This window comes from Nocardia sp. JCM 38205, from assembly GCF_058222935.1.
On sequence record NZ_JBYHFL010000001.1, the window covers coordinates 1,272,191 to 1,298,245 of the forward strand.

General features: G+C 68.3%; 20 protein-coding genes and 1 riboswitch. Of the genes, 3 read left to right on the plus strand and 17 right to left on the minus strand.

Going from position 1 to position 26,055, the window contains the following annotated elements:
- Window positions 1–2: 2 nt before the first annotated feature.
- From AC4HOU_RS05950 to AC4HOU_RS05985, 8 genes are all read right to left on the minus strand, one after another.
- Window positions 3–1,523 (minus strand): PstS family phosphate ABC transporter substrate-binding protein, encoded by a 1,521-nt coding sequence (locus AC4HOU_RS05950; protein WP_490724190.1) that lies wholly within the window; start codon window positions 1,521–1,523, stop codon window positions 3–5.
- 113 nt (window positions 1,524–1,636) lie between these two features.
- Complete coding sequence (locus tag AC4HOU_RS05955) at window positions 1,637–2,698, minus strand: PHP domain-containing protein (protein ID WP_280211773.1); 1,062 nt, start codon at window positions 2,696–2,698, stop codon at window positions 1,637–1,639.
- A 6-nt stretch (window positions 2,699–2,704) separates the two neighbouring features.
- Entirely contained in the window at window positions 2,705–3,286 is a 582-nt protein-coding gene (locus tag AC4HOU_RS05960; protein ID WP_163811612.1) for a dihydrofolate reductase family protein, read from the minus strand.
- Window positions 3,287–3,343: 57 nt separating this feature from the next.
- Complete coding sequence (gene mutM / locus AC4HOU_RS05965; protein WP_490724191.1) at window positions 3,344–4,210, minus strand: bifunctional DNA-formamidopyrimidine glycosylase/DNA-(apurinic or apyrimidinic site) lyase; 867 nt, start codon at window positions 4,208–4,210, stop codon at window positions 3,344–3,346.
- A gap of 1 nt (window position 4,211) precedes the next feature.
- Window positions 4,212–4,934, minus strand: a complete 723-nt coding sequence (gene rnc / locus AC4HOU_RS05970) for a ribonuclease III (protein ID WP_014352117.1) — start codon at window positions 4,932–4,934, stop codon at window positions 4,212–4,214.
- A gap of 14 nt (window positions 4,935–4,948) precedes the next feature.
- The gene (rpmF, locus tag AC4HOU_RS05975; RefSeq protein ID WP_138447171.1) at window positions 4,949–5,131 is read right to left on the minus strand and encodes a 50S ribosomal protein L32; all 183 of its coding nucleotides are present in this window, start codon (window positions 5,129–5,131) and stop codon (window positions 4,949–4,951) included.
- A 2-nt stretch (window positions 5,132–5,133) separates the two neighbouring features.
- The gene (locus tag AC4HOU_RS05980) at window positions 5,134–5,817 is read right to left on the minus strand and encodes a YceD family protein (RefSeq protein ID WP_490724192.1); all 684 of its coding nucleotides are present in this window, start codon (window positions 5,815–5,817) and stop codon (window positions 5,134–5,136) included.
- A gap of 121 nt (window positions 5,818–5,938) precedes the next feature.
- Window positions 5,939–6,685, minus strand: a complete 747-nt coding sequence (locus AC4HOU_RS05985) for a DivIVA domain-containing protein (protein ID WP_163811967.1) — start codon at window positions 6,683–6,685, stop codon at window positions 5,939–5,941.
- Window positions 6,686–7,072: 387 nt separating this feature from the next.
- Between AC4HOU_RS05985 and AC4HOU_RS05990 the strand changes: the two genes are divergently transcribed.
- A complete protein-coding gene (locus AC4HOU_RS05990; protein ID WP_194992649.1) occupies window positions 7,073–7,585 on the plus strand; it encodes a GtrA family protein in 513 nt (170 codons plus the stop codon).
- A 67-nt stretch (window positions 7,586–7,652) separates the two neighbouring features.
- On the opposite strand, the gene coaD is transcribed toward AC4HOU_RS05990, so the two are convergent.
- The 4 genes from coaD to AC4HOU_RS06010 all read right to left on the minus strand — a co-directional run bounded on the left by coaD (window position 7,653) and on the right by AC4HOU_RS06010 (window position 13,197).
- The gene (gene coaD / locus AC4HOU_RS05995) at window positions 7,653–8,138 is read right to left on the minus strand and encodes a pantetheine-phosphate adenylyltransferase (protein WP_163811603.1); all 486 of its coding nucleotides are present in this window, start codon (window positions 8,136–8,138) and stop codon (window positions 7,653–7,655) included.
- 3 nt (window positions 8,139–8,141) lie between these two features.
- A complete protein-coding gene (gene rsmD, locus AC4HOU_RS06000) occupies window positions 8,142–8,735 on the minus strand; it encodes a 16S rRNA (guanine(966)-N(2))-methyltransferase RsmD (protein WP_490724193.1) in 594 nt (197 codons plus the stop codon).
- Window positions 8,732–12,130: a pyruvate carboxylase gene (locus AC4HOU_RS06005; protein ID WP_280210363.1), complete on the minus strand. Its 3,399-nt coding sequence runs from the start codon at window positions 12,128–12,130 to the stop codon at window positions 8,732–8,734. The genes rsmD and AC4HOU_RS06005 overlap by 4 nt, the downstream gene beginning before the upstream one ends.
- A gap of 185 nt (window positions 12,131–12,315) precedes the next feature.
- Window positions 12,316–13,197, minus strand: coding sequence for a glycosyltransferase family 2 protein (locus AC4HOU_RS06010; RefSeq protein WP_490724194.1), 882 nt, complete (start codon window positions 13,195–13,197; stop codon window positions 12,316–12,318).
- 149 nt (window positions 13,198–13,346) lie between these two features.
- Window positions 13,347–13,530: riboswitch (cobalamin riboswitch) on the plus strand.
- 149 nt (window positions 13,531–13,679) lie between these two features.
- Here AC4HOU_RS06010 and metE point away from each other — a divergent pair.
- Window positions 13,680–15,947 (plus strand): 5-methyltetrahydropteroyltriglutamate--homocysteine S-methyltransferase, encoded by a 2,268-nt coding sequence (gene metE / locus AC4HOU_RS06015; RefSeq protein ID WP_490724195.1) that lies wholly within the window; start codon window positions 13,680–13,682, stop codon window positions 15,945–15,947.
- 466 nt (window positions 15,948–16,413) lie between these two features.
- Here metE and AC4HOU_RS06020 read toward each other — a convergent pair whose 3' ends face one another.
- From AC4HOU_RS06020 to AC4HOU_RS06030, 3 genes are read right to left on the minus strand one after another with little or no spacing between them, the layout of a single operon-like run.
- Window positions 16,414–17,535: a bifunctional 2-methylcitrate synthase/citrate synthase gene (locus AC4HOU_RS06020; RefSeq protein WP_490724257.1), complete on the minus strand. Its 1,122-nt coding sequence runs from the start codon at window positions 17,533–17,535 to the stop codon at window positions 16,414–16,416.
- Window positions 17,536–17,540: 5 nt separating this feature from the next.
- Window positions 17,541–18,449: a methylisocitrate lyase gene (gene prpB, locus AC4HOU_RS06025; protein WP_194990647.1), complete on the minus strand. Its 909-nt coding sequence runs from the start codon at window positions 18,447–18,449 to the stop codon at window positions 17,541–17,543.
- Window positions 18,449–19,972: an MmgE/PrpD family protein gene (locus AC4HOU_RS06030; protein ID WP_490724196.1), complete on the minus strand. Its 1,524-nt coding sequence runs from the start codon at window positions 19,970–19,972 to the stop codon at window positions 18,449–18,451. The genes prpB and AC4HOU_RS06030 overlap by 1 nt, the downstream gene beginning before the upstream one ends.
- 153 nt (window positions 19,973–20,125) lie before the next feature.
- On the opposite strand from AC4HOU_RS06030, the gene AC4HOU_RS06035 reads away from it, so the two are divergent.
- Entirely contained in the window at window positions 20,126–21,547 is a 1,422-nt protein-coding gene (locus AC4HOU_RS06035) for a short-chain fatty acyl-CoA regulator family protein (RefSeq protein WP_175585814.1), read from the plus strand.
- A gap of 5 nt (window positions 21,548–21,552) precedes the next feature.
- Here AC4HOU_RS06035 and recG read toward each other — a convergent pair whose 3' ends face one another.
- Window positions 21,553–23,823: an ATP-dependent DNA helicase RecG gene (recG, locus tag AC4HOU_RS06040; RefSeq protein ID WP_194990649.1), complete on the minus strand. Its 2,271-nt coding sequence runs from the start codon at window positions 23,821–23,823 to the stop codon at window positions 21,553–21,555.
- 43 nt (window positions 23,824–23,866) lie between these two features.
- Complete coding sequence (locus tag AC4HOU_RS06045; protein ID WP_490724258.1) at window positions 23,867–25,753, minus strand: DAK2 domain-containing protein; 1,887 nt, start codon at window positions 25,751–25,753, stop codon at window positions 23,867–23,869.
- Window positions 25,754–26,055 lie beyond the last annotated feature (302 nt).

A 26,055-nucleotide genomic window follows, 5' to 3' on the forward strand; every position in this document is an offset into this window, starting at 1 on the left:
ACTCACGGGAACGGGCGGCACATCGACGGGTAGGCCAGATCCCGGCACGGCATGTTCCCGGCGGCCCGGATCACGTCTTCCCCGCCGGCTTCGGTGAGGAACCGCAGGAAGCTCGCACCCAGCGAGCCGGGCGCGAAATCGCCGTAGCTGTAGGCGTACTCGATACCCCAGAACGGGTAGACGCGGTTGGCGGCCGCCTCCCGGGTGGCCTGCTGGCTGTTGATGGTCACCGTCGCGACCTGCGTGGATTCGGCGGCGTCGGCGTGCTCGGCGTAGCCGACGGCGCCGGGCGTCTCCGCCACCGCGGCGAGCATGTCCTTGGTGACGGCCACATCGCAGCGGCCGGGGCCGGGCTCGCGGCGGATCTCCCGGCAGGTGGCATCGCGAGCGGGCGGCTGCTCGCCGTCGAGCAGCCGGGTCTCGAAGGTTCGCCGCGTCCCCGAGCCCGGATGCCGGTTGATCAGCCGCACCGGCAGATCCGCCCCACCCAGCTCGCTCCAGTTCCGCACCCGCCCGGCGTACAGATCGCGGATCTGCTCGACGGTCAGATGCCGGACCTTCGTTCCGGGGTGCACGATCACGCTGAACAGCGAGAGGGCCAGCGGCCGCTCCACCAGCTCCGGATAATCCAGCCCCATCGGGCCGTCCGCGATCGCGAGCAGCCCCGGATTGTCGTTGCCCTCCGATTCCAGCCGGTTCATGCCCGGTTCGCTGCCCTCGAAGGCGAATTCGAAGGTGGCGCCACGGCAGCTGTGTTTATAGACGTCGGCCGCCTGGCGAATCACCTGTTCGAACGCGGTCGACCCGACCACCGTCAGCTTTCCGTCGGCGCATCCGAGCGGCGCCTTCCCCCGTTCGACCGCCGCGACGATGAATTGCGCGACGATCACCACCACCAGAAACGCGATGAGCGCGATCATGAACAACGGAATGCCGGTCTGGCTGCGGGTTTCGGTGACCCGGCCGCCCTTGATCATGCCCTGCAACCGCGGCGGCGGATACTCCCCCGTGCCCGCCGACCGCTGCAGGATGGCCAGGATCTTGTAGTGATCGGCCCGGTTCAGCGGCACCCGGGGCAGGTCGATGATCCCGACATTGTCGGAAGTCTCCCGCACCGCGATACCCGAATCCGGTTCGAGCAGATCGCCGAGCGCGGGATCGCTGAGTTCGGTGACGGCCATACCGATCACCCGCCGCTGCGGGAACCGCAGGTGCAGCCCGGCGCGACCGTTGTCGGGAACGCCGTAGTCGGCACTGTCGAGCGAGGTGGCACCGCTGTTCTCGATCCGCATCAGGACCACCGACAGGTCTTTCAGATCGGGACTCGCCCCGTCGGCCTGCGGGCGCAACTGGGGCAGTACACCGGGAAACACCGATTCGATCTCACCGGTGACCGGCGTATCCATCTGCACTCGATAGCCGAGCTGTTTGCGCCCGACGAAGACGAACTCCCAGAGGAAGGCCCCGACCGGCACCGCGATACCGATGAGCGCGAGCACGATCTCTAGCGGAAAACCGCCCACTGAACTGTCCCTCCCCAACGAGAATGCGTGGCAATCATTTTCGGCCGCGCCCGGCGCAATTCACCAGCGTCGGCCGAAATGTTCGCCAACAGTTAATCAAACTCCGCGCGCGATCAGGCCCCGGTTTGCCGCGTCCAGGCCAGCAATTCGTCCACCGGCCGGGTATTGATGACACGTTCGGGTGGCACCTCGTTGGCGACGGCACGGGCACAACCGTAGCCTTGCCAATCCAATTGGCCGGGCGCGTGCGCATCGGTGTCGATGGCGAATTCACAACCGATCTCGACCGCGAGCCGCATCAACCGGCTCGGCGGATCCTGCCGTTCCGGCCTGCTGTTGATCTCGACCGCGGTGCCGAATCGCCGGCACGCCTCGAAGACCAGTTCGGCGTCGAAATCCGATTCCGGCCGGGTGCCGCGCCCGCCGAGCACCAGCCGGCCGGTGCAGTGGCCGAGCACATCGACCAGTGGATTGGCGACGGCGTAGACCATGCGTTTGGTCATGGTCTCGCGGTCGTCGCGCAGCCGCGAATGCACGCTGGCCACAACAATATCCAGCTCATCGAGCAGGGCGGGGTCCTGATCGAGGCTGCCGTCGTCGAGGATGTCGACCTCGATGCCGGTGAGGATGCGAAACGGCGCGAGTTCGGCATTGAGTTCGGCGATCACGTCGAGCTGACGCCGCAGTCGTTGCGCCGAGAGTCCGTTGGCCACGGTCAGTCGCGGCGAATGATCGGTCAGCGCACAGTATTCGTGGCCGAGCGCGGCGGCGGTGCGCATCATCTCCGCGATCGGGCTGCCGCCGTCGGACCAGTCGGAGTGGGTGTGCAGGTCACCGCGCAGCAGCCGGCGCAGCGGCCTGCCCTCGATGCCGATCGGTTCGGCGGCGGCCCGCAGCTCGGTCAGGTACCGCGGCACCACACCGGAGTACGCCTGCTCGATGACGGCCGCCGTCTTCGGTCCGATGCCCGCCAGCTCCTGCCAGCTGCCCGCGGCCTGCCTGGCGGCGCGTTCGTCCTCGCTGAGCCCGGCGACGATATCGGCGGCCCGCCGATAGGCCTGCACCCGATGCGTTTTCGCGCGCTCGCGCTCGAGCCAGAAGCCGATCTCGCGCAACGCGGCCACCGGCCCCGGCACCTCGGCCGGGTCCGGTGTTCCGGTCGGATCGCCGCCCACCTCGGCCTATCGGATCCTGGCGTATTTCACGAAGGCCACGCCGTCCTCGAAGACCTGGCTGGTGATGACCCGGAACCGGGTCGGCTCGGGCAGCTTGGGTCCGTCGCCGAACAGCGAACGGCCCCGGCCGAGCACGATCGGATACAGCTTGAGGAAGATCTGGTCGATCTCCGGCAGCAGCACCTGGGCCAGTTCGCCGCCGCCGCACAGCCAGATGCCGAGCCCCTTGTCGCGTTTGAGCTCGCGCACCGTGGCCAGCGGGTCGGCGGAGATCAGCTCGACCGCCGGGTCAGGGCTTTCGGTCATGGTCGTGGAAACCACGAACTGACGCAGATGCGCGTACGGGCTGGAAGTACCGGTACGGACCCCGAAATCGTGGGTCTTACGGCCCATCAGCACCGTATCGAAGTTGGCGTTGCGCTTATCGATCCCGAGCGCCTCGCGCACTTTGGTCGGCAGCGTTTCCGGGTACTGCGCCGTGATCGCCGGGCCGTGGTCGCCGCCCACCGGGAAGAAGTCGACCGACCCTTCCTCGGTGGCGATGAACCCGTCGATGGTGGATGCGACGTAGTAGGTGAGCTTGCGCATGTGTCCTTCCTGCACGGCCGGTGTCACAGTAGAGCCGTATGCAGAAACGGTAGCTCGCTAACGGGTGCCGGGGCGAGGCTTCCGCTGGCATCGCGGACACGAATACGAGGAGCGGTTCATGAACTTCTCCCGCCCGATCGGCGCCCCGCAGCGCGGGCACGGCAGGTCGGCGCGGCCGTAGACGGCCAGGGAGCGCTCGAAATAGCCGGAATCGCCGTTGACGTCGACATACAGCGCGTCGAACGAGGTACCGCCGGCCGCGAGAGCATCCCGCATGACGGCCGCGGCCTCGGTGAGCAGGGTGCGCAGCACCGGTCTGGTGAGCCCGGAGGCAAGGCGGCAACCGTGGATTTTGGCTCGCCACAGCGCCTCGTCGGCGTAGATGTTGCCGACGCCGGAGATCACCGTCTGATCGAGCAGGACCCGCTTGATCTCGGTGCGCTTGGTCCGGATCGCGGACACCACCGCCTCGGCGTCGAATCGCGGGTCCAGCGGGTCACGGGCGATATGGGCGACTGGTTCGGGGACGCGGGTGCCGTCCACCTCGACCAGATCGGCCAAAGCCCAGCCGCCGAAGGTGCGCTGGTCGACGAAGCGCAGTTCCGAGCCGTTGTCGAGGGGGGCGCGAATGTGGGCGTGCTTTTCCACCGGCGCGCCGGCCGGGCGGATGAGCATCTGACCACTCATCCCCAGATGGACCACCAAGGCGAGATCGGGGTCGTCGAAAGTGAGCCACAGGTACTTGCCGCGGCGTTCGGCGGCGGTGACGCGCAGCCCGGACAGCCGGGCGGCGAGATCGGCGGCGCCTTCGAGGTGACGACGGACCGAGCGCGGATGGCTGACGGCCACCGCGTCGATGACGTGGCCGACCACATGACCGGCCAGCCCACGCCGCACGACCTCGACTTCGGGAAGTTCGGGCACGTCAGGATTCTGCGGTGAGCGCCTGGTAGGCGGCCCCCGCGGCCTTCTGCTCGGCTTCCTTCTTGGATCGGCCGACGCCCTGACCGTAGGCCTGGCCGCCGATCACCGTGGTCGCGGTGAATTCCTTGTCGTGGTCGGGCCCGGTCGAGGTGATCTCGTAGCTGGGCACGCCGAGTCCGCGTTCGGCGGTGAGCTCCTGCAGGCTGGTCTTCCAGTCGAGTCCGGCACCCATGCGGGGGCCACGCTCGAGCAGATCGGCGAACAGCCGCAGCACCACACCGCGGGCGACCTCGATGCCGTGCTCGAGATGCACGGCACCCAGCAGCGACTCCATGCCGTCGGCGAGGATGCTCGGCTTGTCCCGGCCACCGGTGAGTTCCTCACCCTTGCCGAGCAGCAGGTGCGCGCCGAGCCCGCCCTCGCCGAGACCGCGGGCGACCTCGGCGAGCGCGTGCATATTCACCACGCTGGCGCGCAGCTTGGCGAGCTCGCCCTCGGATTTGTCCGGGTGCTCGTGGTAGAGCCGTTCGGTGATGCTCAGCCCGAGCACCGAGTCGCCCAGGAATTCCAGGCGCTCGTTGGTCGGGAGTCCACCGTTCTCGTACGCGTACGAGCGGTGGGTGAGCGCGAGCGTCAGCAGCTCCGGCCGTATCTCGACACCGAGTGCGGCGAGCAGGCTCGCGTGGTCACCGGAGGGGCCGAGTTCGTCCTTACCGGCGGTCACGGCTGATCTGGTGCTCAGACCGCAGAGGTGACCTGGCGGCCCTTGTAGGTGCCGCAGGACGGGCAGGCGATGTGCGGCAGGGTCTTCTCACCGCAGGCCCGGTTCGGGCAGGTGACGAGGGTGGGCGCGACAGCCTTCCACTGGCTGCGCCGCGACCTGGTGTTGGAACGGGACATCCGGCGCTTGGGAACGGCCACGACTACTTCTCCTCTGTCTGTGTCTCTGCCCGGTCGGCAGTGTTTGCCTGTTCGGCGGAACGGTCTGGGGTGGCGGCACCCTCATCGGGGCTGCCGGTGCTGGGTGAATCGGCGGCGAACTTCGCCAGCCCGGCCCAGCGAGGGTCAAGTATCTCATGCCCATGATCAGAACCCGCAATCGCCATCCGCACGCCGCATTCCGGGCACAGTCCCGCGCAGTCGGGCGTGCACAACGGTTGCAGCGGGAGCTCGACGCCCAGGGCGTCGACGATGACGGGTTCGAGGTCGATGAGATCGTCGGCCATCCGGTACACCTCGTCCTCTGAGGTGGTCTGCTCGGTGGCGCTGTCGGGATAGGCGAACAGCTCGGTCAGCGAGAGCTCGATCTCGTCGTCGAACGATTCGAGGCACCGCGAGCATTCGCCGGTGAGCGGCGCCGACACCGTGCCCGTGATCAGCACACCCTCGGAGACCGACTGCAAACGCAGGTCGAGCTCCACGTCGCTGCCGGCGGGGACGGCGATCAGGTCGAGTCCGAGGCGATCGGTGGTGGTGACCGTGCGATGCAGCTCACGCATCGACCCGGCGCCCCGGCCGAGGTTACGGACGTCCAGCACGAAACCCGCGTCGGGCACCGGGTGCGAACCGATACGCGAACGCGAGGCGGAACCGGAACCGGCGGGCATCACGAACTCACCTTCATCATCACGGGGGAATGGGCAACCACTCCACAATACGCGACAGCGCGCGCCGAACCCAAGTCGAGCCGGTCGGCCGGGCCCGCGCCCCGATCGACGGTTTCCGCCCCTAGCGGCGGTAGTCGGAGGCGTAGTCGGGCATGCCCATCCCGGTACGCAGCTGCTGACGGCCGCGGCCGACGATGCGCAGCGTGCCGTTGAGCGTCTCCTCGAATTCGGCGAGCTTGGAGTCGACGTAGTGATCGCACTCCTCGCGCATCCGGTCCGAATCGGCCTGCGCGGCGTCGATGAGCCGCGCCGATTCTGCGTGCGCGGCACGCACCACCTCGGTCTGCGCGACCAGCCGGTCCCGCTCGGCCTGACCGTCGGCGACCGAGCGCTCGTAGGCGGCCTTGCCCGCCTCGATCATCCGCTCGGACTCCGCGCGCGCCCGTCCGGTGAGGGCCTCGTATTCGGCATTGCCGTCGGCGACCACGCGAGCAGCCTCGGCTTCGGCGGTGTCCACCAGATGGTCGGCGTGCGCGGTGGCCTCGGCGACCATGCGGTCGGCGTGCGCCTTGGCGTCGGCGAGGATGCGGTCGGCCTCGGCTCGTGCGTTCTCGATGGTTTCGGCGGCCTGTTCGTTGGCGCCGGTCACCGCCGTTTCGGCGGCGTTGCGGGCATCGGTGACGATCTTGTCGCGGTGGTCGAGGACGTCCTGGGCGTCGTCGAGTTCGCCCGGCAGGGCGTCTCTGACGTCGTCGAGCAGCTCCAGCACATCACCGCGCGGCACGATGCAATTGCGCGTCGGAGGGATCCCGCGCGCCTCTTCGACGATGGCGACCAACTCGTCGAGTGCTTCGAATACGCGATACATGCTCACTTACCCCGCTCTCCGGATCGACGGCGAACTTCCGTCGCCGCCCAGTGTGCCCTTCGCCACGGCCTGTGCCGAGTCCCTTTCCGGTGTGTCGTGCCAGTGTCTCGCAGACCACAGAAATCAAGTGGAGTAAGGGCCTCCGCTTCGTGCTAAATTCGTTCGGAAGCCACAAGATCTTCATAAGCGGACCACAGGCACACCCTGCGACCGTGCAGTGAAGCAGGCCGACGAGCAGGACACCTCGACATCGACGTTGACAGGTTTCGTGTGTTCAGTACACACTGAACACACGACACACGAAGCCTGGCGTTCACGCCGACGGGAAGGAATGCGAAGACCCTCGCAGTTGTCTTACCTGTTGGCTCACGTTCGATCGGAATGACCATGACCGTCCTGGAACTACCGCGACCGGCACTGCCCACCGCGCGCGTTCTCACGCCGCTGGCCGGGCCGTACCCGGATATGCGGGAAGCGTCGAGCCGGCGGCTCGGTCGCGTGCTCGGGTATCTGCGCGGCGATCGGGCATTCCCTCAGCTGATCCGGTTCGCCCTGGTGGGCGGCTGTAGCAATATCGCCTATGTGCTGCTGTTCTTCGGCATGCTCGGCATCGGGCCGCTGGTGGCCAATGTGGTCGGTTCCGTCGTCAGCACGATCATCGCCAACGAGCTGCATCGCCAGCTCACCTTCCACGCCGCCGGTCGTGTCGGCTGGTTCACCGCCCAGTGGGAAGGCGGCGGGCTCGCGCTGGCCGGCCTCGGCATCTCCACCGCAGGTCTGGCCGCACTCGATTTCTGGGCGCCCGGCCTCGACAGCACCTTCCAGGCCGCCGCCGTCCTCGGCATCACCGCCGCCGTCGGCGGGTTGCGTTTCCTGGCGCTGCGCGGATTGGTCTTCTGAGTTCACCTGCCAGACGACGTCGCCCCGGCCCACCGAGGTGGTGTCCGGGGCGACGTCGTGAGTACGGTCAGTTCGCGCGCTCGGCGATTCGATCCAGCAGCCGCTTGTGCACCGCGGGCGGCAGCATGTCGCTGACGTCGCCGCCGTAGGTCGCCACTTCCTTGACCAGCGAGCTGGACAGGTAGCTGAGCGCCGGGTTGGTGGCGATGAAGAAGGTGTCTACACCGGACAGCTTCTTGTTCATCTGCGCCATCTGCAGTTCGTAGCCGAAGTCGCCTGCGTCGCGCAGCCCCTTGACGATCGCGGTGATGCCCTGTTCACGGGCGAAATCCACCAGCAGACCGGCCCAGGATTCCACCCGCACGTTGGGCAGATGCGCGGTCGCCTCCCGCAGCATGTCGATGCGCTCGTCGACGCTGAACATGCCCTTCTTGTTCTTGTTGATCATCACGGTGACGACGACCTCGTCGAACTGGGCCGCCACCCGATTGAACACGTCGATATGTCCATTGGTCACCGGGTCGAACGAGCCCGGGCACAGCGCTCCTGCCATGAGTCAGACGCTAGCAGGCCGGGGGCCGGGTTCGGCGGGGGCGCCATCGAACTCGGCGAGCTCGATCCTGGTCTCGCCGTAGCGGCGCGGCTTCCGCGCCGAATATCCGGCGGGCCAGTCGATCTCGGGTGAACGGCTGGACCGTTCGACCACCACCAGCGCATCGGGTGCGAGCCAGCCGTTGCCGGCGAGCGCGGTGAGATCGGCGATCACGGTGGCGGTGTCGAGATCGTAGGGCGGATCGGAGAACACCAGGTCGAACTCGACCGGCGCCGGCTGCGCCAGCACGCTCGCCACGGACCCGACACGCAGCTCGGCGCCGGGCAGTCCGAGATCGGCGATATTGCCGCGCACCACCGCGGCGGCCTTGCGATCGGATTCGATCAGCATCGCCCGCGCCGCGCCGCGCGAGAGCGCTTCCAGCCCGAGCGCACCGGACCCGGCGTACAGGTCCAGCACCCGGGCACCCTCCAGATCCAGCCGGGCATCGATCGCGCTGAACAACGCCTCGCGCACCCGATCCGAGGTGGGCCGGGTGCCCGCGGGCGGGACGCGCAGACGGCGCCCGCCCGCGGTCCCGGCGACGATGCGGGTCATTCGGATTCGCGCACGGCCAGCTCGACCAGCAGGTCACCACCCTCGACCTGCTGCACCTTGCCGATGGCGACGCGGCCGACCAGGCCCGCGCGCGGCGCGGTGATGGCGGCTTCCATCTTCATGGCTTCGATGGTGCCGATGGTGTCGCCGGCCGCCACCGTGTCGCCCTCGGAGACGGCGAGGGTCACCACACCGGCGAACGGCGCGGCGATGTGGCCCGCGTTGTTCTTGTCGGCCTTCTCCGCGGCCGGGATCTCGCTGGCCACCGAGCGGTCGCGCACCGACACCGGCCGCAGCTGGCCGTTGAGGATGCACATCACCGTGCGCATGCCGCGTTCGTCGGGCTCGGAGATCGCCTCCAGGCCGATGAGCAGGGTGACGCCCTTCTCCAGCTGCACGCGGTGTTCTTCGCCGCGCCGCAGGCCGTAGAAGAACTGGTTGGCGGACAGGCCGGTGGTGTCGCCGTATTTGTCGCGGTGGGCGAGGAATTCAGCGGTGGGCCCTGGGAACAGCAGCCGGTTGAGCGTGGCGCGCCGCTGCTCGGAGGTACCCGCCAGCCCGGCCTCGTCCTCGGGGGTGAGCGGTGTTTCCGGCTTGGCGGTGCCGCGCCCGGCCAGCGCCTTGGTGCGGAACGGTTCGGGCCAGCCACCGGCGGGCGTGCCGAGCTCGCCGCGCAGGAACCCGATTACCGAATCCGGGATGTCGTAGCGGCCGGGGTCGGCGGCGAAGTCCTCGATGTCGACGCCGGTACCGACCAGCGCCAGCGCCAGATCACCGACGACCTTCGACGACGGCGTCACCTTCACCAGCCGGCCGAGCAGCCGGTCGGCGGCAGCGTATTTCGCCTCGACCTCTTCGAAACGATCACCGAGGCCGAGCGCGATCGCCTGCTGACGCAGATTCGACAGCTGGCCACCCGGGATCTCGTGGGTGTAGACGCGGCCGGTCGGCGCGGGCAGACCGGATTCGAACGGCGCGTACACCTTGCGCAGCGCCTCCCAGTACGGCTCCAGATCACAGACGTTCTGCAGGCTCAGGCCGGTGTCGTGCGGGCTGTTGGCCGCCGCCGCCACGATCGCGGACAGCGCGGGCTGGCTGGTGGTGCCCGCCATCGCGGCACTGGCGCCGTCGACGGCGTCGGCCCCGGCCTGCCAGGCCGCCAGATAGGTGGCCAGCTGACCGCCGGGAGTGTCGTGGGTGTGCACGTGCACCGGCAGATCGAAATTGCTGCGCAGCGCCGAGACCAGGGTCGCGGCCGCGGGGGCACGCAGCAGGCCTGCCATGTCCTTGATCGCGAGGACGTGGGCGCCCGCGTCGACGATCTGTTCGGCCAGCTTGAGGTAGTAGTCGAGGGTGTAGATGTTCTCGTCCGGGTTGGACAGATCGCCGGTGTAGCTCATCGCGACTTCGGCGATCGCCGTACCGGTTTCGCGCACCGCGTCGATGGCCGGACGCATCTGGTCGACGTTGTTCAGGGCGTCGAAGATGCGGAAGATGTCGATACCGGTGGCGGTCGCCTCGGAGACGAAGGCCCTGGTCACCTTCTCCGGGTACGGCGTGTAGCCGACGGTGTTGCGGCCGCGCAGCAGCATCTGCAAGCAGATGTTGGGAATCGCCTCGCGCAGGGCGGCCAGTCGCTCCCACGGGTCCTCGTAGAGGAACCGCAGCGCGACGTCGTAGGTGGCGCCGCCCCAGGCTTCGATGGACAGCAGCTCCGGGGTCAGCCGGGCGACGTGGCCGGCGACAGCGAGCAGTCCGCCGGTGCGTACCCGGGTGGCGAGCAGGGACTGGTGCGCATCGCGGAAGGTGGTGTCGGTGACCGCGACCGCGTCCTGTTCGCGCAGTGCCCGCGCGAAACCTTCGGGGCCCAGCGTCAGCAGTCGTTGGCGCGAACCGTCCGGCGGCGGCACCGACAGGTCGATGGCGGGCAGCTTGTCGTGCGGGTACACCGCGGTCGGGCGTTCACCGTGCGGCTTGTTGACGGTGACGTCGGCCAGGTATTCGAGGATCTTGGTGCCGCGGTCGGCGGACCGGCGCAGGTCGAGCAGCTGCGGCCGTTCGTCGATGAACGACGTGGTGACCTTGCCCGCCCGGAAATCCGGGTCGTCGAGCACGGCCAGCAGGAACGGAATGTTGGTCGTGACGCCGCGGATGCGGAACTCGGCCAGCGCACGCCGGGACCGCGCGACCGCGGTGGAGAAATCGCGGCCCCGACAGGTCAGCTTGACCAACATGGAGTCGAAGTAGGCGCCGATCTCGGCGCCTAGGTTGGCGCCGCCGTCCAGCCGGATGCCCGCGCCGCCCGGGGTGCGGTAGGCGGTGATGCGGCCGGTGTCGGGGCGGAAGCCGTTGGCCGGATCCTCGGTGGTGATCCGGCACTGCATGGCCGCGCCGCGAATGGCGACGGTGTCCTGGCTCAGACCCAGATCGGCGAGCGATTCACCGGCGGCGATGCGCAGCTGCGACTGCACCAGATCCACATCGGTGATCTCCTCGGTCACCGTGTGCTCGACCTGGATGCGCGGGTTCATCTCGATGAAGACGTGGTTGCCACGCTCGTCGAGCAGGAACTCCACGGTGCCAGCGCAGCTGTAGCCGATCTCGCGGGCGAAGGCCACCGCATCGGCGCAGATGCGTTCGCGCAGTTCGGGATCGAGGTTCGGCGCGGGGGCGAGCTCGATCACCTTCTGGTGCCTCCGCTGTACCGAACAGTCGCGTTCGAACAGGTGCATGACATTGCCCTGCGTGTCGGCCAGGATCTGCACCTCGATATGGCGCGGATTCACCACCGCCTGTTCGAGGAAGACGGTCGGGTCACCGAAGGCCGATTCGGCTTCGCGGGAGGCGGCTTCGATGGATTCGCGCAATTGCGCGGGCGCGGCGACCCGGCGCATACCGCGACCACCACCACCGGCGACGGCCTTGACGAAGATCGGGAATTCCATCGATTCCGCCGCGGCGAGCAGCTCTTCGACATTTGCCGACGGTTCGCTCGATTTCAGTACCGGAAGCCCGGCCGCCTTGGCCGCGGCGATCGCGCGCGCTTTGTTACCGGCGAGCTCGAGCACCTCGCTGGAGGGGCCGATGAAGGTGATGCCCTCCCGCGCGCAGGCGGCCGCGAGGTCGGGGTTCTCGGACAGGAAGCCGTACCCGGGGTAGATGGCGTCGGCCCCGGCTGTCTTGGCCGCCTCGATGATGGCGTCGATGGACAGGTATGCCCGGACCGGGTGGCCTTCCTCGCCGATCTGATAGGCCTCGTCCGCCTTCAGGCGGTGCACCGAGTTGCGGTCCTCATGCGGGAAGACGGCCACGGTCCCGATGCCGAGTTCATAGGCCGCACGGAAGGCGCGGATGGCGATTTCGCCGCGGTTGGCAACCAAGACTTTCGAGAACATTGACCTAAGGTACCCGCCCTCGCACCGTGGGCCGACAGGGAAGTCCCCTTCGCAGCAATCTTCACAACCGGTCCTTGCATGGTTGCGAAGTTGCGTTCACCCGGCCGTCATATCTCACCGCACCGCCCGGCGGAACGTGCGATGAACGCCGGGTCATAGCTACTGGTGAGTTACCTACTGGCCGGTCACCACCAGTGCAGAGTGCGGTACCGCAGGCCACCACGCAGCTGGCCCACCCCGACGCCGATCAGCAGACCACGCTCTTCGCCGGTCAGCCCACGCGAGAACGCGAGCCGGAGCAGGCGGATCAGCACCTCCGGCAGATGGATCTCCGGCAGACCGTTACCGGGGAATTCGGCATTCAGCCGGGCCAGGCCGATACCGCGCGCACGTCCCTGGCGATAGCCCGGCCGGAACCCACGGCGATAGCGATAGGCGACCAAGGCCTGGGGCAGGAACCCGGTACGGAAACCTTCCCGGTGCGCATGCCAGCCGAAGGCGAGATCCTCATTGGCCGCATAGGTGACGTCGATCCCGCCGAGTTTGCGATACACGTTCGCTCGGCACGCCATCGCGCAGCCGACGATCACCGGGGCGAACACTCCGGGCGGCTGGAATCGATCCGGTTCGGGCACCTCGGCGATGCCCCGCCGGTTGCCGGCATTGAGCGAGCGGCCTTCGACCGCACAGCTGATCAGGTCGTAGCCTTCGTCGAGGAACGCGAGCATGCGACGCATCCAGTCCGGCTGCACGCGGTCGTCGTGATCGCAGAACAGCAGCACATCACCGGTGGCGTACTCGGCGCCGACATTGCGGGCGTACGCCGCGCCGGCCCTCTCCGACGCGGCGACCCAGCGCAGGTGCAGCCGTTCCCGCAGCGGGTGCCCGGCCAGATGAGCTTCGAGGCCGAGTGCGCTGCGATTGTCCGCGACGACGACCTCGAACTCGCCGTCGTAGTCCTGTTCGGCGAGTGCCGTGAGCTGCTCGTCGAGATGCCCGCGATCGGTATCGCCGGCGATGTGCGCGGGAATGACGACCGAGGTCATCGGTGGTTTCGGTGCCTGCACGGCTCCTCCTCCTCGCCGTTGTGAAAGACAGGTGTTTAGGTTAAGTCAGGGATGGGCGGCTCACCACCGGAGCGCTGCCCCGACTATCGTGGGCACCGCAGCTGGTTCGCCGGCCGGACGACAAGGAGCCCCGAACGTCCGCCCCGGCGTCGAAGCCCGCCCCTGGCGGGTGAGAGGGAACCCGGTGGAAATCCGGGACTGTCCCGCAGCGGTGAGTGGGAACGACCGCCGTCATCAGCACTGGGCACACCGCCTGGGAAGCGACGGCCAGTAGGTCGGCCGAATCGGCCGGTGCCCGCGAGTCCGAAGACCTGCCCGTTGTGCCGGATACGCCGTATCCGGCGGCCATCGCCTCGTGGACCGGGCGCTCGCCACCTGTGTTGCCAATACCCGACCCGTCTGCCGGGTCGTCCGGGGCTCATCGGTGCCGTGCGTACCCGAATCGGCGATCGCCCGCCGCAACTCAGCACTGGAGAAACACCGTGACTGTTCTTACGCACAACCCGTTCACCGCAACGGTTCTCGGGCTTCCCCGGGTGGGGCCACGCCGGGAACTCAAGCGCGCCACCGAGTCCTATTGGGCCGGGCGCATCGACGCTGCTCGACTGCACGAGGTGGCTCGCGAGCTGCGTCGTGCCCAGTACACCGAATTACTCGATGCCGGAATGGATTCGATCCCGGTCGGCACCTTCTCCTATTACGACCAGATGCTCGACACCGCCGTGCTGCTCGGCGCGCTACCGCCGCGCGTGGCCGGTATCGAGGCCCCGCTGGACCGCTATTTCGCCGCCGCGCGCGGTACCGACGCGGTCGAACCACTGGAGATGACGAAGTGGTTCGACACGAACTATCACTACCTGGTTCCGGAGCTCGGACCGCAGACCACGTTCACCCTGCATCCGGAGACCGTGCTCGACCAGCTGGGCGAGGCGATCGAGCTCGGCGTGCCCGCGCGGCCGGTGATCATCGGGCCGGTCACCTTCCTGAAGCTGGCCAAGACGGCCGGGGCGGCCGCGCTGGAGCGCATCGACGAGCTGGTGCCGCTGTATCGCGAACTGCTGAGCCTGCTGGCCGGGGCGGGCGCGCACTGGGTGCAGATCGATGAACCGGTGCTGGTCACCGATCTGACCGAGGACGAGCTGGCCGTGGTTCGGCGGGTCTACACCGAGCTCACCGCGTCCGGTGATCGCCCGGCGATGCTGGTGGCCACCTACTTCGGCACCCCGGGCCCCGCGCTCGCGGCACTGGCGGGCACCGACGTCGAAGGCCTCGCGGTCGATCTGGTCTCCGGCACCGAAGTGGGCGAGCTGGCGGCGGTGCCCGCACTGGCGAACACGCTGCTGGTGGCCGGTGTGGTCGACGGACGCAATGTGTGGCGCACCGACCTCGATGCCGCACTGAGCACCCTCGGCACACTGCTCGGCTGCGCGAAGTCGGTGGCGGTATCGACCTCGTGCTCGCTGCTGCATGTGCCGTACTCGCTGGCGGTCGAGACCGGGCTCGACGACGCGTTGCGTTCGTGGCTGGCCTTCGGTGCGGAAAAGGTCGGCGAGGTGCGGGTGATGGCCACCGGCCTGAGCGCGGGCACCGCGACGATCGCCGATGAATTGTCCGCTGCGCGTGCGGCTTCGGCGAGCCGTGCGGCCGATCCACGGATCAGCAACGGCCAGGTGCGGGCCAGGCTGGCGGCCCTCGGTCCCGACGCGGTGCGGCGGGCGCCGGCCGAACAGCGCAGGCAGCTGCAACGCGAACGGCTCGAGCTGCCGCTGCTGCCCACCACCACCATCGGCTCGTATCCGCAGACTTCGGCGATTCGGTCGGCCCGCGCCGCGGTGCGTTCGGGCGAGATCGACCGCGCCGCCTACGAGCAGCGGATGCGCGACGAGATCGCCGACGTCATCGCCCTGCAGGAGAAGCTGGAGCTCGATGTGCTGGTGCACGGCGAGCCGGAACGCAATGACATGGTGCAGTATTTCGCCGAGCAGCTCGACGGATTCGCGGCGACAGAGCTGGGTTGGGTGCAGTCCTACGGCACCCGCTGCGTCCGTCCGCCGATCCTGTTCGGTGATGTGGTGCGTCCCGCGCCGATGACGGTCGATTGGATCACCTTCGCGCAATCGCTGACCGAGAAGCCGGTCAAGGGCATGCTGACCGGGCCGGTGACCATCTTGGCCTGGTCGTTCGTCCGTGATGATCAGCCGCTGGCGGATTCGGCCAGGCAGGTCGCGTTGGCCATCCGGGACGAGACCGTGGATCTGCAACACGCCGGCATCCGGATCATTCAGGTGGACGAGCCGGCGCTGCGGGAGTTGCTGCCGCTGCGGGCCGCCGAACAGCCCGCCTATCTGGACTGGTCGGTGCGGGCGTTCCGGTTGGCGACTTCCGGCGTCGCCGACTCCACGCAGATCCACACACATCTGTGCTATTCGGAATTCGGCGAGGTGATCGATGCGATCGCGGGCCTGGACGCCGACGTGACCTCCATCGAGGCGGCGCGTTCACGCATGGAGGTGCTCGACGATCTGAATGCCGCCGGTTTCGATCTCGGCGTGGGCCCCGGCGTCTACGACATCCACTCCCCGCGCGTACCCAGTGTCGAGGAGATCACCGCGTCGCTGCGAGCCGCGCTGAAAGCCGTGCCCGCCGAACGCCTCTGGGTCAATCCCGACTGCGGCCTGAAAACCCGCGGCACCGCCGAGGTCGAGGCTTCGCTGCGCAATATGGTCGCCGCCGCCCGCGCCGTGCGCTGATCCGCCGGACCGGGTGAACGAGCTGGGCCACGCCCCGAAAGGCGTGGCCCAGCCTCACATCGGCCACCTGCTGCCGCACGCCCTTCAGCCCTCCGTCTCCCCCGCAGCCCCCGTTTCCTTACGCCGAGCACGCTTGATCACACATCCCTGACACCGACGCCCGACCCGCAACACCGGCCGGTCCCGAGCATCCGGCGCCACCACCCCACGCCACAGCGCCCTGCACCCCTGATTCCGCTCCATGTGCCTGCCCCTCCTCACCTGTCGATTCGATCGTTTCGCCAGGTTGGACGGACCGGATGGGGATTCGGTTCCCGTCGGCGTCAACAATTTTCGACGCACCGTACGACACGCCGAAATCGTGGCGTCGACGGCAGAAATCGGACCACGTCGAGGTCGGTCGCAACGCGCGAAAACCGCGAACAACTCCGATGAGCTGTTCGCGGTTCGCCGGCGGCAGCGCGTCTCAGGCGACGACCAGTTCCCGCTGTTCGACGCCGACGTACGCCGACAGCGGGCGGATCAAGGCGTTCGACTGGGTCTGTTCGATGATGTGGGCGGTCCAGCCGGTGATGCGGCTCATGACGAAGATGGGAGTGAACATCTCGATGTCGAAGCCCATCAGGTAATAGGCGGGGCCTGCGGGGAAATCGAGGTTGGGTTCGATGCCAGTGGCCTCGGCCATGGTGTGTTCCAGTGCGGAGTACATGCGCACCCACTTCTGGCCGCCGGTCACTTCGGTGACGTCGTCGAGGGCCGCTTTCATGGTGGGGACGCGGGAATCGCCGTTCTTGTAGACACGGTGGCCGAAGCCCATCACCTTCTCTTTGTTCGCCAGTTTGGTGCGCAACCATTGCGGGGCGCGTTCGGGTTCACCGATGGCGAGCATGTCGCGCATGACGGCTTCATTGGCGCCGCCGTGCAGCGGGCCTTTCAGGGCGCCGATCGCGGCGGTCACCGCGCTGTAGATATCGGAGCGGGTGGAGGTCACCACACGCGCGGCGAAGGTGGAGGCGTTGAATCCGTGCTCGGCGTAGAGGATCAGCGAGGTTTCGAAGGCTTGCACGATCCGCCGATCGGGCACCTTCCCGAAGCACATGTTCAGGAAGTTCTCCGCGAATCCCAGATGTGAATGCGGCGCAATCGGTTCCAGGCCGCGCCTGCGGCGCATATCGGCGGCGATGACGGTGGGCAGCACTGCCATCAGCCGCAGTGCCTTCCCCAGTAGCGCCTTGTCGCCTGGCGATCCGGACAGATCCTCGGCCGGGTCCTCGGACCCGAGATAGCTGACGACGGTGCGCACCACATCCATCGGGTGGCAGCTGTCGGGCATCTTCTGCACCAGCGACAGAATCGACCGGTCGGCGCGCCGCTGCGCCCGTTCACGCTGGCACAACAGTTCCAGCTGCCCGGCATTCGGCAGCTCGCCGTACCACAGCAGATACGCGACCTCTTCGAAGCAACATTGCCGCGCCAGATCCTGCACGGCATACCCGCGGTAGGTCAGCGAATTCGTTTCGGGCACCACCTTCGAAATACTGGTGGTATCCACCACCACGCCGGCGAGGCCCTTCTTGATCTCGGTCATATCGATCACTCACTCACGGTGAAATTGAAGATTCCGGAATCGAAGTCGTTGTAGCGCTGATACTCCAGCAGTTCGTAGAGCCGCGACCGGTGCTGCATGGCGTCCAACAACCCGGCTTGCGTTCCGGTGGAAGCGATCTCACGCAGCCCGTATTCGACGGCGAACATGGCCAGCCGCAGCGTGGACACCGGATAGATCACGGCGTCGAAGCCGATCGCCTCGAGCGTGCCCGCCGAGATCAACTCGGATTTACCGAACTCGGTCATATTGGCCAGCAGCGGCACATCCACCGCCGCACGGAACTTCGCGAACTCGCTCTCGTCGGCCAGCGCCTCGGTGAAAATCAGGTCCGCGCCCGCGTCGGCGTATGCCTTGGCCCGGTCGATGGCCGCGTCGAGCCCCTCGATCGCCCTGGCGTCGGTGCGAGCGCAGATGACGAAGTTCGGGTCCCGCCGGGCCGTGACCGCGGCCCGCAGCCTGCGCACCATCTCGTCGCGATCGACCACGGCCTTGCCGTCGAGATGCCCGCAGCGTTTCGGATTGACCTGATCTTCGATATGGCAGGCGGCCAGGCCGGCGTCTTCGAGCAGGGTGACGGTGCGCGCGGCGTTCATCGGCTCACCGAACCCGGTGTCGGCGTCGATCAGTACCGGCAGTTCCGTGACCCGCGCGATCTGCTGTCCACGCTCGGCGACCTCCGTCAGCGTGGTGAGCCCGATATCTGGCAGGCCCAACTCGGCCGACACCACCGCCCCCGACACGTAGACACCTTCGAATCCCAATTCCTGGATCAGCTTGGCCACCAGCGGGTTGAACGCGCCCGGCAGCCGCAGGATCCGATCGGCGGCCAGCCCGGCCCGCAGGGCGATCCGCTTGTCGGCGGCGCTATTGGCCGCCGCGATGAGCCCGGTCATCAGAACACGCCCTCGGGGATGGCCGGTGCGCCGGCGAGCACCTGTTCGGAGACGGTGAAGGTGAGCCGATCGAGTTCACCCGCGGCCAGTTCGGGCGTCCGCTGCGCGGCGTCGAGGAAACGGCGCTGTTCGGCGGCGTCGAGCACGCCTTCGGTCAGCGCGGTGAACTTCTCGATGTACTGTTCGCGCGCGAACGGCCGCGCTCCCAGCGGGTGCGCGTCGGCAACGGCCAGCTCGTCGGTGATGGTCTCGCCACTCTTCAGGGTGACCACCGCCCGCGCACCGAAGGCCTTCTCACCGGGATCAGTCGAGTGATAGCGCCTGGTCCATTCGGCATCTTCGACCGTCGAGATCTTGCGCCACAGCTCGATGGTGTCGGGCCGCCGCGCGCGTTCCGGCGCATAGGAGCGCTCGTGATGCCAGCTGCCGTCCTGCAGGGCGACCGCGAAGATATAGGGCACCGAGTGGTCGAGGGTTTCCCGGCTGGCGTACGGATCGAACTTCTGCGGATCTTCCGAACCGGTGCCGATCACGACGTGGGTGTGGTGGCTGGTGTGCAGCACGATCGAGGCGATCTGATCGAGATCGCCGATCCGCGAACGCATCCGGCGGGCGAGGTCGATCGGTGCCTGACTCTGGTACTCGGCCGAATGCTCCTTGGTGTAGCTGTCCAGGATGGCGAGTTTCGGCTCGCCAGGGCCGGGCAGCGGAACCCGATACTCGGCGTCCGGTCCGCCGAGCAGCCAGGCGATCACGCCGTCGGCGCCCTCCCAGATCGGCGACGGCGCACCCTCCCCGCGCATCGCCCGATCGACCGCCTCGACGCCCATCTTCCCGGCGAAGGCCGGCGCATACGCCTTCCAGCTGGAGATCTCGCCCTTGCGGGACTGCCGGGTGGCGGTGGTGGTGTGCAGTGCCTGGCCGATGGCCTGGTAGATCGTCTCCGCATCCAGGCCGAGCAGGGTGCCGAGTCCGGCCGCGACCGAGGGCCCGAGGTGAGCCACGTGGTCGATCTTGTGCTCGTGCAGGCAGATACCGCGCACCAGATCCATCTGGATCTCGTATCCGGTGGCCAGCCCGCGGATCAGGTCGGCGCCGCTGCGCCCGGTGTGCTGGGCCACGGCCAGGATCGGCGGGATGTTGTCGCCGGGATGGGAGTACTCGGCGGCCAGAAAGGTGTCATGGAAATCGAGTTCGCGCACCGCGACCCCGTTGGCCCAGGCCGCCCACTCCGGGGATACCACTCGATCGGCCGGCAGCCCGAACACCGTGGCTCCCGCGCGACCGGCCCGCGGCGAATAGCCCGCGGCCACTGCCTGCGCCCGGGCCGCCGCCACCGGCCTGCGGACCAGCGCGGCTGCCGCCACCGCGGCATTGTCGATGATCCGGTTGACGATCATCTCCCGCACCGCCTCGGTCACCTCGACCGGATCGGTGGCGACTTCGGCGATCCTGGTGGCCAGATGCTCGGCCCGCGGGAAATCTTCCGCGGATCCGCGAGCACGTACGATGTGGGTCTTCATGCGTCCTCCGCACTGTTGGCGTTCTCTCTACCGTTACTTCGCACGCTACGCAGCACGAACCCGTGGCAAAACACCTTGCACGCGTGGATTTTTGTGGGTAACAACCGGCATTTTTGCGATGTTTGCGAAGAACGCGGGGTACGATCGCTCGCCGTGCGGAAGATGTACGCGGGTGCCCGGTTGCGACGGCTGCGCGAGGAGCGGCGGATGACCCAGGCCGCGCTCGCGAAGGCGCTGGACCTCTCGCCCAGCTACCTCAACCAGCTCGAGCGCGACCAACGCCCGCTCACCATCCCGGTCCTGCTCAAGCTGAACTCCACCTTCGACCTGGATGTGCAGTTCTTCGCCGCCGATTCCGATGCCAGGCTGGTATCGGATCTGCACGAGGTCCTGGTCGACGCGGCGGGCGGGGAGAGCGCGCCGCTGACCGAGATCGAGGAACTCGCCACCCGCCAGCCCGAGATCGCGCGCCTGGTGGTGGCCATGCACCGCCGGTTACGCACGGCCACCGATCAACTCGATCTGTTCTCGGCACGGGTCGCGGCGCCCGCGGGCGCGGCCGGTGTGCCCGCGCCCTACGAGGACGTGCGCGACTTCTTCTACGACCATCACAACCACATCGGCCGCCTGGATCTGGCCGCGGAACGGCTGTTCGACGAATGCGGGCTGTCGATCGGCTCGCTGGATCGGCAGTTGGCCAGGGTGGCCGAAGAGCGGGCAGGAGTGACCGTGCTGGTGCGCGGTGACGGCGCCGACTCCTCGGTCCCGAAACGCCGCTACGATCCCGACAGTCGCACCCTCACCCTGGCCCGGCGGTTGCGCCCGGGGCAGCGCGCCTTCCAGATCGCCACCACTTTGGCCTTCCTGCTCTACGGCAACGAACTCGACGCGGTGCTGAGCGAGGCGCCCGCACTGGTGGGTGAATCCCGCACGCTGGCAAGGATCGGGTTGGCCAACTACTTCGCCGGCGCGCTGGTCCTGCCGTACGGGCGATTCCTGCGGTCGGCGGAGGAACTGCGCTACGACATCGACCTGCTCGGACTGCGGTTCGAGGTGGGTTTCGAGACCATCTGCCATCGGCTGAGCACCCTGCAACGTCAGGGACAGCGTGGAGTGCCGTTCTTCTTCGTGCGCACCGATCGAGCCGGCAATATCTCGAAACGCCAGTCCGCCACCGCCTTCCACTTCTCGCGGGTCGGCGGTAGCTGCCCACTGTGGGTGGTGCACGAGGCCTTCGCCCATCCCGGCCGCATCCTCACGCAGGTCTCGGAGATGCCCGACGGCCGCCGTTACTTCTGGATCGCGCGCACCGCGATGATGGCGCCGCAGGGGTTCGGCACGATGGCCAAGAATTTCGCCATCGGCCTCGGCTGCGATATCGAATACGCCGACCGGCTGGTGTATTCCAAGGGCATCCAGCTCGACGATCCGGCCAACGCGGTGCCGATCGGCGCCGGGTGCAAGGTCTGCGACCGGCCCGCCTGCCCGCAGCGGGCGTTCCCGCAGATCGGCAGCCCGCTGGCGGTCACCGAGGAGGTGTCGGCGGATCTGCCGTACCCGCGGGTGCGGATCTGAACCGATCAGGACTTGGCCAGGTACTCCAGACGTTCGGAATCGACGGCGGCATGCATCATCGCCGCCAGACCCGGGTGCTGGGTCAGCCCGGGATCCTGCTCGACCAGCTCGCGCGCGAGTTGCTGTGCCGCCGTGATCACTTCGAGGTCGTCGAGCAGCGACAGCAACCGCAGTGACCGTGCCGTGCCCGACTGCGCCGAGCCGAGCACATCGCCTTCGCGGCGCTGGCGCAGATCCAGGACCGCAAGCTCGAAGCCGTCGGTGGTGGCCGCGACCGCTTCCAGCCGGGTCATCGCCGGACCGCCCGGGGCGGCGTCGGTGATCAGCAGGCACAGCCCCGGATGCTTACCGCGGCCGATCCGCCCGCGCAATTGGTGTAGCTGGCTGACGCCGAACCGGTCGGCATCGACGATCACCATCACGGTGGCGTTGGGCACGTCCACGCCGACCTCGACGACGGTGGTGCAGACCAGCACGTCGATGCTGCCTTCGTTGAACTCCCGCATCACCTGGTCTTTGTCGTCCGAGGGCAGGCGGCCGTGCAGCAGTCCGACCCGTAGTTCGGACAACGGACCGGTGCGCAGCTGATCGAAAACGTCGAGCACGGCCTGCGTGGTCGGCCCCTCTTTGCCCTCGGCCTTGGATTTGCCGTTACGCGATGTGCCGCCGCCGTCCTCGTCGTCGCCGATGCGCGAGCACACCACATACGCCTGCCTGCCCTCGCGCACCTCCTCGGTGATCCGCTCCCAGGCCCGGTCGACCCAGTTCGGATGCACCCGGCGCGGCACCACTTTCGACGTGATCGGTGAGCGGCCGCGCGGCAGTTCGGTCAGGGTGGAGGTTTCCAGATCGCCGAGGGTGGTCATGGCGATGGTGCGTGGAATCGGCGTCGCGGTCATCACCAGCAGGTGTGGTGTGGATCCGGCCTTGGCCTTCGCGCGCAACGCGTCTCGCTGCTCCACACCGAAGCGGTGCTGTTCGTCCACCACGACCATGCCGAGATCGAAGAACTCCACGGCGTCCTGGATCAGGGCGTGCGTGCCGATCACGATGCCCGCCTCACCGGTGACGGCCGCGAGCAGTGCCGCGCGTTTGGCACTCGCGGACATGGACCCGGTCACCAACGTGACCTGAGTGGCATTCTCGGCGGCGCCGAGTTCCCCGGCCTGTCCGAGGTCGCCGAGCATGCCGCGCAGCGATCGATAGTGTTGCGCGGCCAGCACCTCGGTGGGCGCGAGCAGCGCGCATTGCTGGCCTGCGTCGATCACCTGCAGCATCGCGTGCAGGGCGACGATGGTCTTACCCGAGCCGACCTCACCCTGTAGCAGCCGATGCATCGGCTGTTCGCGGGAGAGGTCGGCGGCGATCTCCTCGATCACCTGGCGCTGCCCCGCGGTGAGCTCGAACGGCAGTCGCTCGTCGAACGCGGCCGCGATGCCGTCTGTGCGCGGCGGGCACGGTGTGGCGGTCCGCGCGGACACCTCGTGCCTGCGTTCGGCGAGCACCAACTGCAAGGCCAGCGCCTCGTCGAAACGCAGCCGCTGCTTCGCCTGTTCGATATCGAGTTTGTGCTCGGGCAGGTGGATCAGGCGCAACGCGTCCGAGACGGCCATCAGCTGGTGCTCGTCGCGAATGCGTTGCGGCAGTGGGTCGTCGATCGGGTCGAGCTGATCGAGCACCTGCCGCACACAGGCCAGGATTTCCCAGCTCTGCACCTTGGCGGTGGCCGGGTAGACGGGGATGAATTCGCGCTCGAAGAACGACATGTCCACCCCGCCCGCGTCTTTGGCGCTCTGGGCGATGCCGCGCAGATCGCCGCCGCCGCGCACGGTGGTGAGGGTGGGCGTCTCGTCGTCGGCGCTCTCGGGCAGGATCAGATAACCGGGATGGCTCAGATTCCACTGTCCGGGCCGCCAATAGTTCACCGTGCCCGACATCATCGCCCGCACTCCTTCGCGGACCACGTATTTCACCTTGTCACCATTGAAGAAGGTGACATCGACGCCCTTGCCGGTGCCGGTATCGAGCACCACCTTGAGCAAGGACCCGCGGCGCTGACGCATCGGCTTGAGCTCGGCCTTGGTGACCCGGCCGATGACGGTGATATGCGAGCCGTCCTCGGGCTCTTCCTCGGTGAGCGGCTGGCCCTGCGTGGCGTAGCGCAGCGGATAGTGCCGCAGCAGATCCTCGACGGTGTGCATATCGAACGCGTCGGCCAGCGATGCCGCCGCCTTCACGCCGAGTAGATGGTCGAGCCGATCGCTCAGTGTTGCCATGACCCCGTTCCCGCCGCCGTCGCCTGCTTCTCACCGCGCATCGTCATTCGACTCCGATCTGGATCAGATCGGCATGCTGACCCCCGGAATACACCATGATCTCCACTCCCGGGAAGCCCTCGGCGATGTGATCGGAGAGCTCTTGCGCCAGCCCTTCCGGCGCCGCCGCACCGACCAGCAGGGTGACCAGTTCCCCGCCCAGCCCGAGCATCCGGTCCAGCAGCGTCTGCCCCGCGGCGCGCACGTCACGGTCGATCACGATGACGTCGTGGCCGACCAGGCCGAGTCCGTCGCCGGGTTCGCAGGTGCCGACCATGGTGAGCGCGCGCTCCGTGGCCGCCCGTAACGAACCCCACCGGGTCGCGGCCGCGGCCTCGGACATCGCGAACGCGTCGTCGACCGCGATTCGGCCGGCGTCGTGCACAGCCAGAGCCGCCAGTCCCTGCACCATGGAGCCGCTCGGCAACAGCAGCACGTCACGGTGGTCGTCGCGGGCGGCCACACCGACCGCGACCAATTCCTGGGCGGGTAGCGCGCCGTTGGGGAGCACCAGTACCTCGCGGTGCGACAGCCGCCGGATCGCGGCGAGCAGCGCGGCGGTAGTGACGGCCGGCTCACCGGGGACCACTTCGGCGCCCGCGTCACGGAACAGCGTCATCGCGCCGTGGCCCGCCGCCACCGCCACGATCGCGCGGTCGGCACCTCCGGTGGACCCGGGCGCGCCGCCCGGGCGCGGCGAATCATCCCGTGCGGCAGCAGTATTCGAAGCCTCGTCATCTGATTCGGGGCGCCGGACGTCGATCTCCGCGCCGCCCACCCGGCCGTCGACAGCACCGATCGCGGGCTCCCCGTGGTCCGCGCATCCAGGTGCACACCGGTCACCACACTCGCCGGCGGTCGCAAACGACTCGACCCGCACGCCGCTGAGCGTTCCAGCCATGATCCCCGCCTCGATGGCGGCACCGGCGTCGACGCAATGCACATGGGCCGACCAACTGTCCGCACCGTCGCCGACCACCACCACCGAATCTCCCAGCTCGGTCAGCCGGTAGCGCAGCGCGGAGATCCGGTCCGGGTCCGAGTCGTCCAGCCGGTACATCACCTCGTAGCGAGCCGGCGGCGGCACCGCTTCCGCCCGCCGCTCGGGTGAACTCGCGGCGGGCCGATACACCGGCCGCTCGGGGCGCGCGCCCGTGACCACCTCGACCAGACTGTCGAGTAGCACCACCAGCCCACGCGCACCCGCGTCGACCACGCCGGCCGATTGCAGCACGGTCAGCTGCGCGGTGGTCTCGCCGAGCGCCTCGGCGGCGCCATCGGCGGCCGCGCGCACCACCTCGGCCAGCTCGTCACCGCGACATTCGGCGGCCGCTCCCGCCGCGCGCTCGAGCACGGTCAGAATGGTGCCTTCCACCGGGACGCTCAGCGCCTCCCGCACCAGCACGGCGGCCCGGTGCAGCGCGGTGCGCGCGGTGTCGCCGTCCAGCGGTGCACCGCGCGTCGCCTCCGCTATCCCGCGCAGCACCTGCGACAGGATGATCCCGGAGTTGCCTCGCGCGCCCGCCGTCGCACCGCGCGCCATCGCGGCCGCGACCAGAGCGGCCGGCACGCCGCCGTCGGATTCGAGCGCACTCTCCGCGACCGGCGCGGGTGGCTGTGCGTCGACCACCTCGCGCCACCGACGCTGGGCAGCGGGCGCGGCGGACGCCGGTTCCTGATCGCGGCTCCACGCGTGGAGGTGCCCGCGCCCCCCGGGAAAGGCGCCGCCGTGCGCGGACAACACCGCCACTTCGGCGCACGAGACGGCCGCGCGCATAGTGGCCAGCAGGTTGGTTCCGGTGTCGGAATCGGCGACCGGGAAGACATTGAGGGCGTTGATCTCCTCGCGCCGGTTGGTCAGCTCGTCCAGGCACAGCCGGCCCCAGCGCATCAGGGCCGTGCCGTTGAGCGCCTGCGGCCGCAGGGCCGCGTACCCGCCGCTCGCCTCCCACGATTCCGGCACCGCGCTGCTCCTCTCGCCACCTCGACCCGACACCACTGCTGGCCAGATTAGCCGGATCGGCCGACATCGCCGCGGCTGCCGGCGAGCACGCCCCGGTGTGGCGCACAGCACCCGATCGGCGCGGTGACGGCGGCCGGTTTGGTGGATCGCGGGGCGGGCGGTTAATCTTGCAGGGTTGCCTCGCGCGGCCGCTTCGGCTTGCGCTCGCCGGTTCCTCCGGCAGGGCACTA

Bases quoted from the DNA above. Each gene is read 5' to 3' on its own strand.
- coaD (WP_163811603.1), bottom strand. From the start codon at position 8,138: ATGGCAGGAGCGCTGTGCCCGGGCTCGTTCGACCCGGTGACCAATGGA.
- prpB (WP_194990647.1), bottom strand. From the start codon at position 18,449: ATGACCGGGCTCATCGCGGCGGCCAATAGCGCCGCCGACAAGCGGATC.
- AC4HOU_RS06005 (WP_280210363.1), bottom strand. From the start codon at position 12,130: ATGTTCTCGAAAGTCTTGGTTGCCAACCGCGGCGAAATCGCCATCCGC.
- AC4HOU_RS05960 (WP_163811612.1), bottom strand. From the start codon at position 3,286: ATGCGCAAGCTCACCTACTACGTCGCATCCACCATCGACGGGTTCATC.
- AC4HOU_RS06030 (WP_490724196.1), bottom strand. From the start codon at position 19,972: ATGAAGACCCACATCGTACGTGCTCGCGGATCCGCGGAAGATTTCCCG.
- AC4HOU_RS06045 (WP_490724258.1), bottom strand. From the start codon at position 25,753: ATGCGCTGGGGCCGGCTGTGCCTGGACGAGCTGACCAACCGGCGCGAG.
- recG (WP_194990649.1), bottom strand. From the start codon at position 23,823: ATGGCAACACTGAGCGATCGGCTCGACCATCTACTCGGCGTGAAGGCG.
- AC4HOU_RS05985 (WP_163811967.1), bottom strand. From the start codon at position 6,685: ATGTATCGCGTATTCGAAGCACTCGACGAGTTGGTCGCCATCGTCGAA.
- AC4HOU_RS06020 (WP_490724257.1), bottom strand. From the start codon at position 17,535: ATGACCGAGATCAAGAAGGGCCTCGCCGGCGTGGTGGTGGATACCACC.
- AC4HOU_RS05990 (WP_194992649.1), top strand. From the start codon at position 7,073: ATGACCGTCCTGGAACTACCGCGACCGGCACTGCCCACCGCGCGCGTT.
- rsmD (WP_490724193.1), bottom strand. From the start codon at position 8,735: ATGACCCGCATCGTCGCCGGGACCGCGGGCGGGCGCCGTCTGCGCGTC.
- AC4HOU_RS05980 (WP_490724192.1), bottom strand. From the start codon at position 5,817: ATGCCCGCCGGTTCCGGTTCCGCCTCGCGTTCGCGTATCGGTTCGCAC.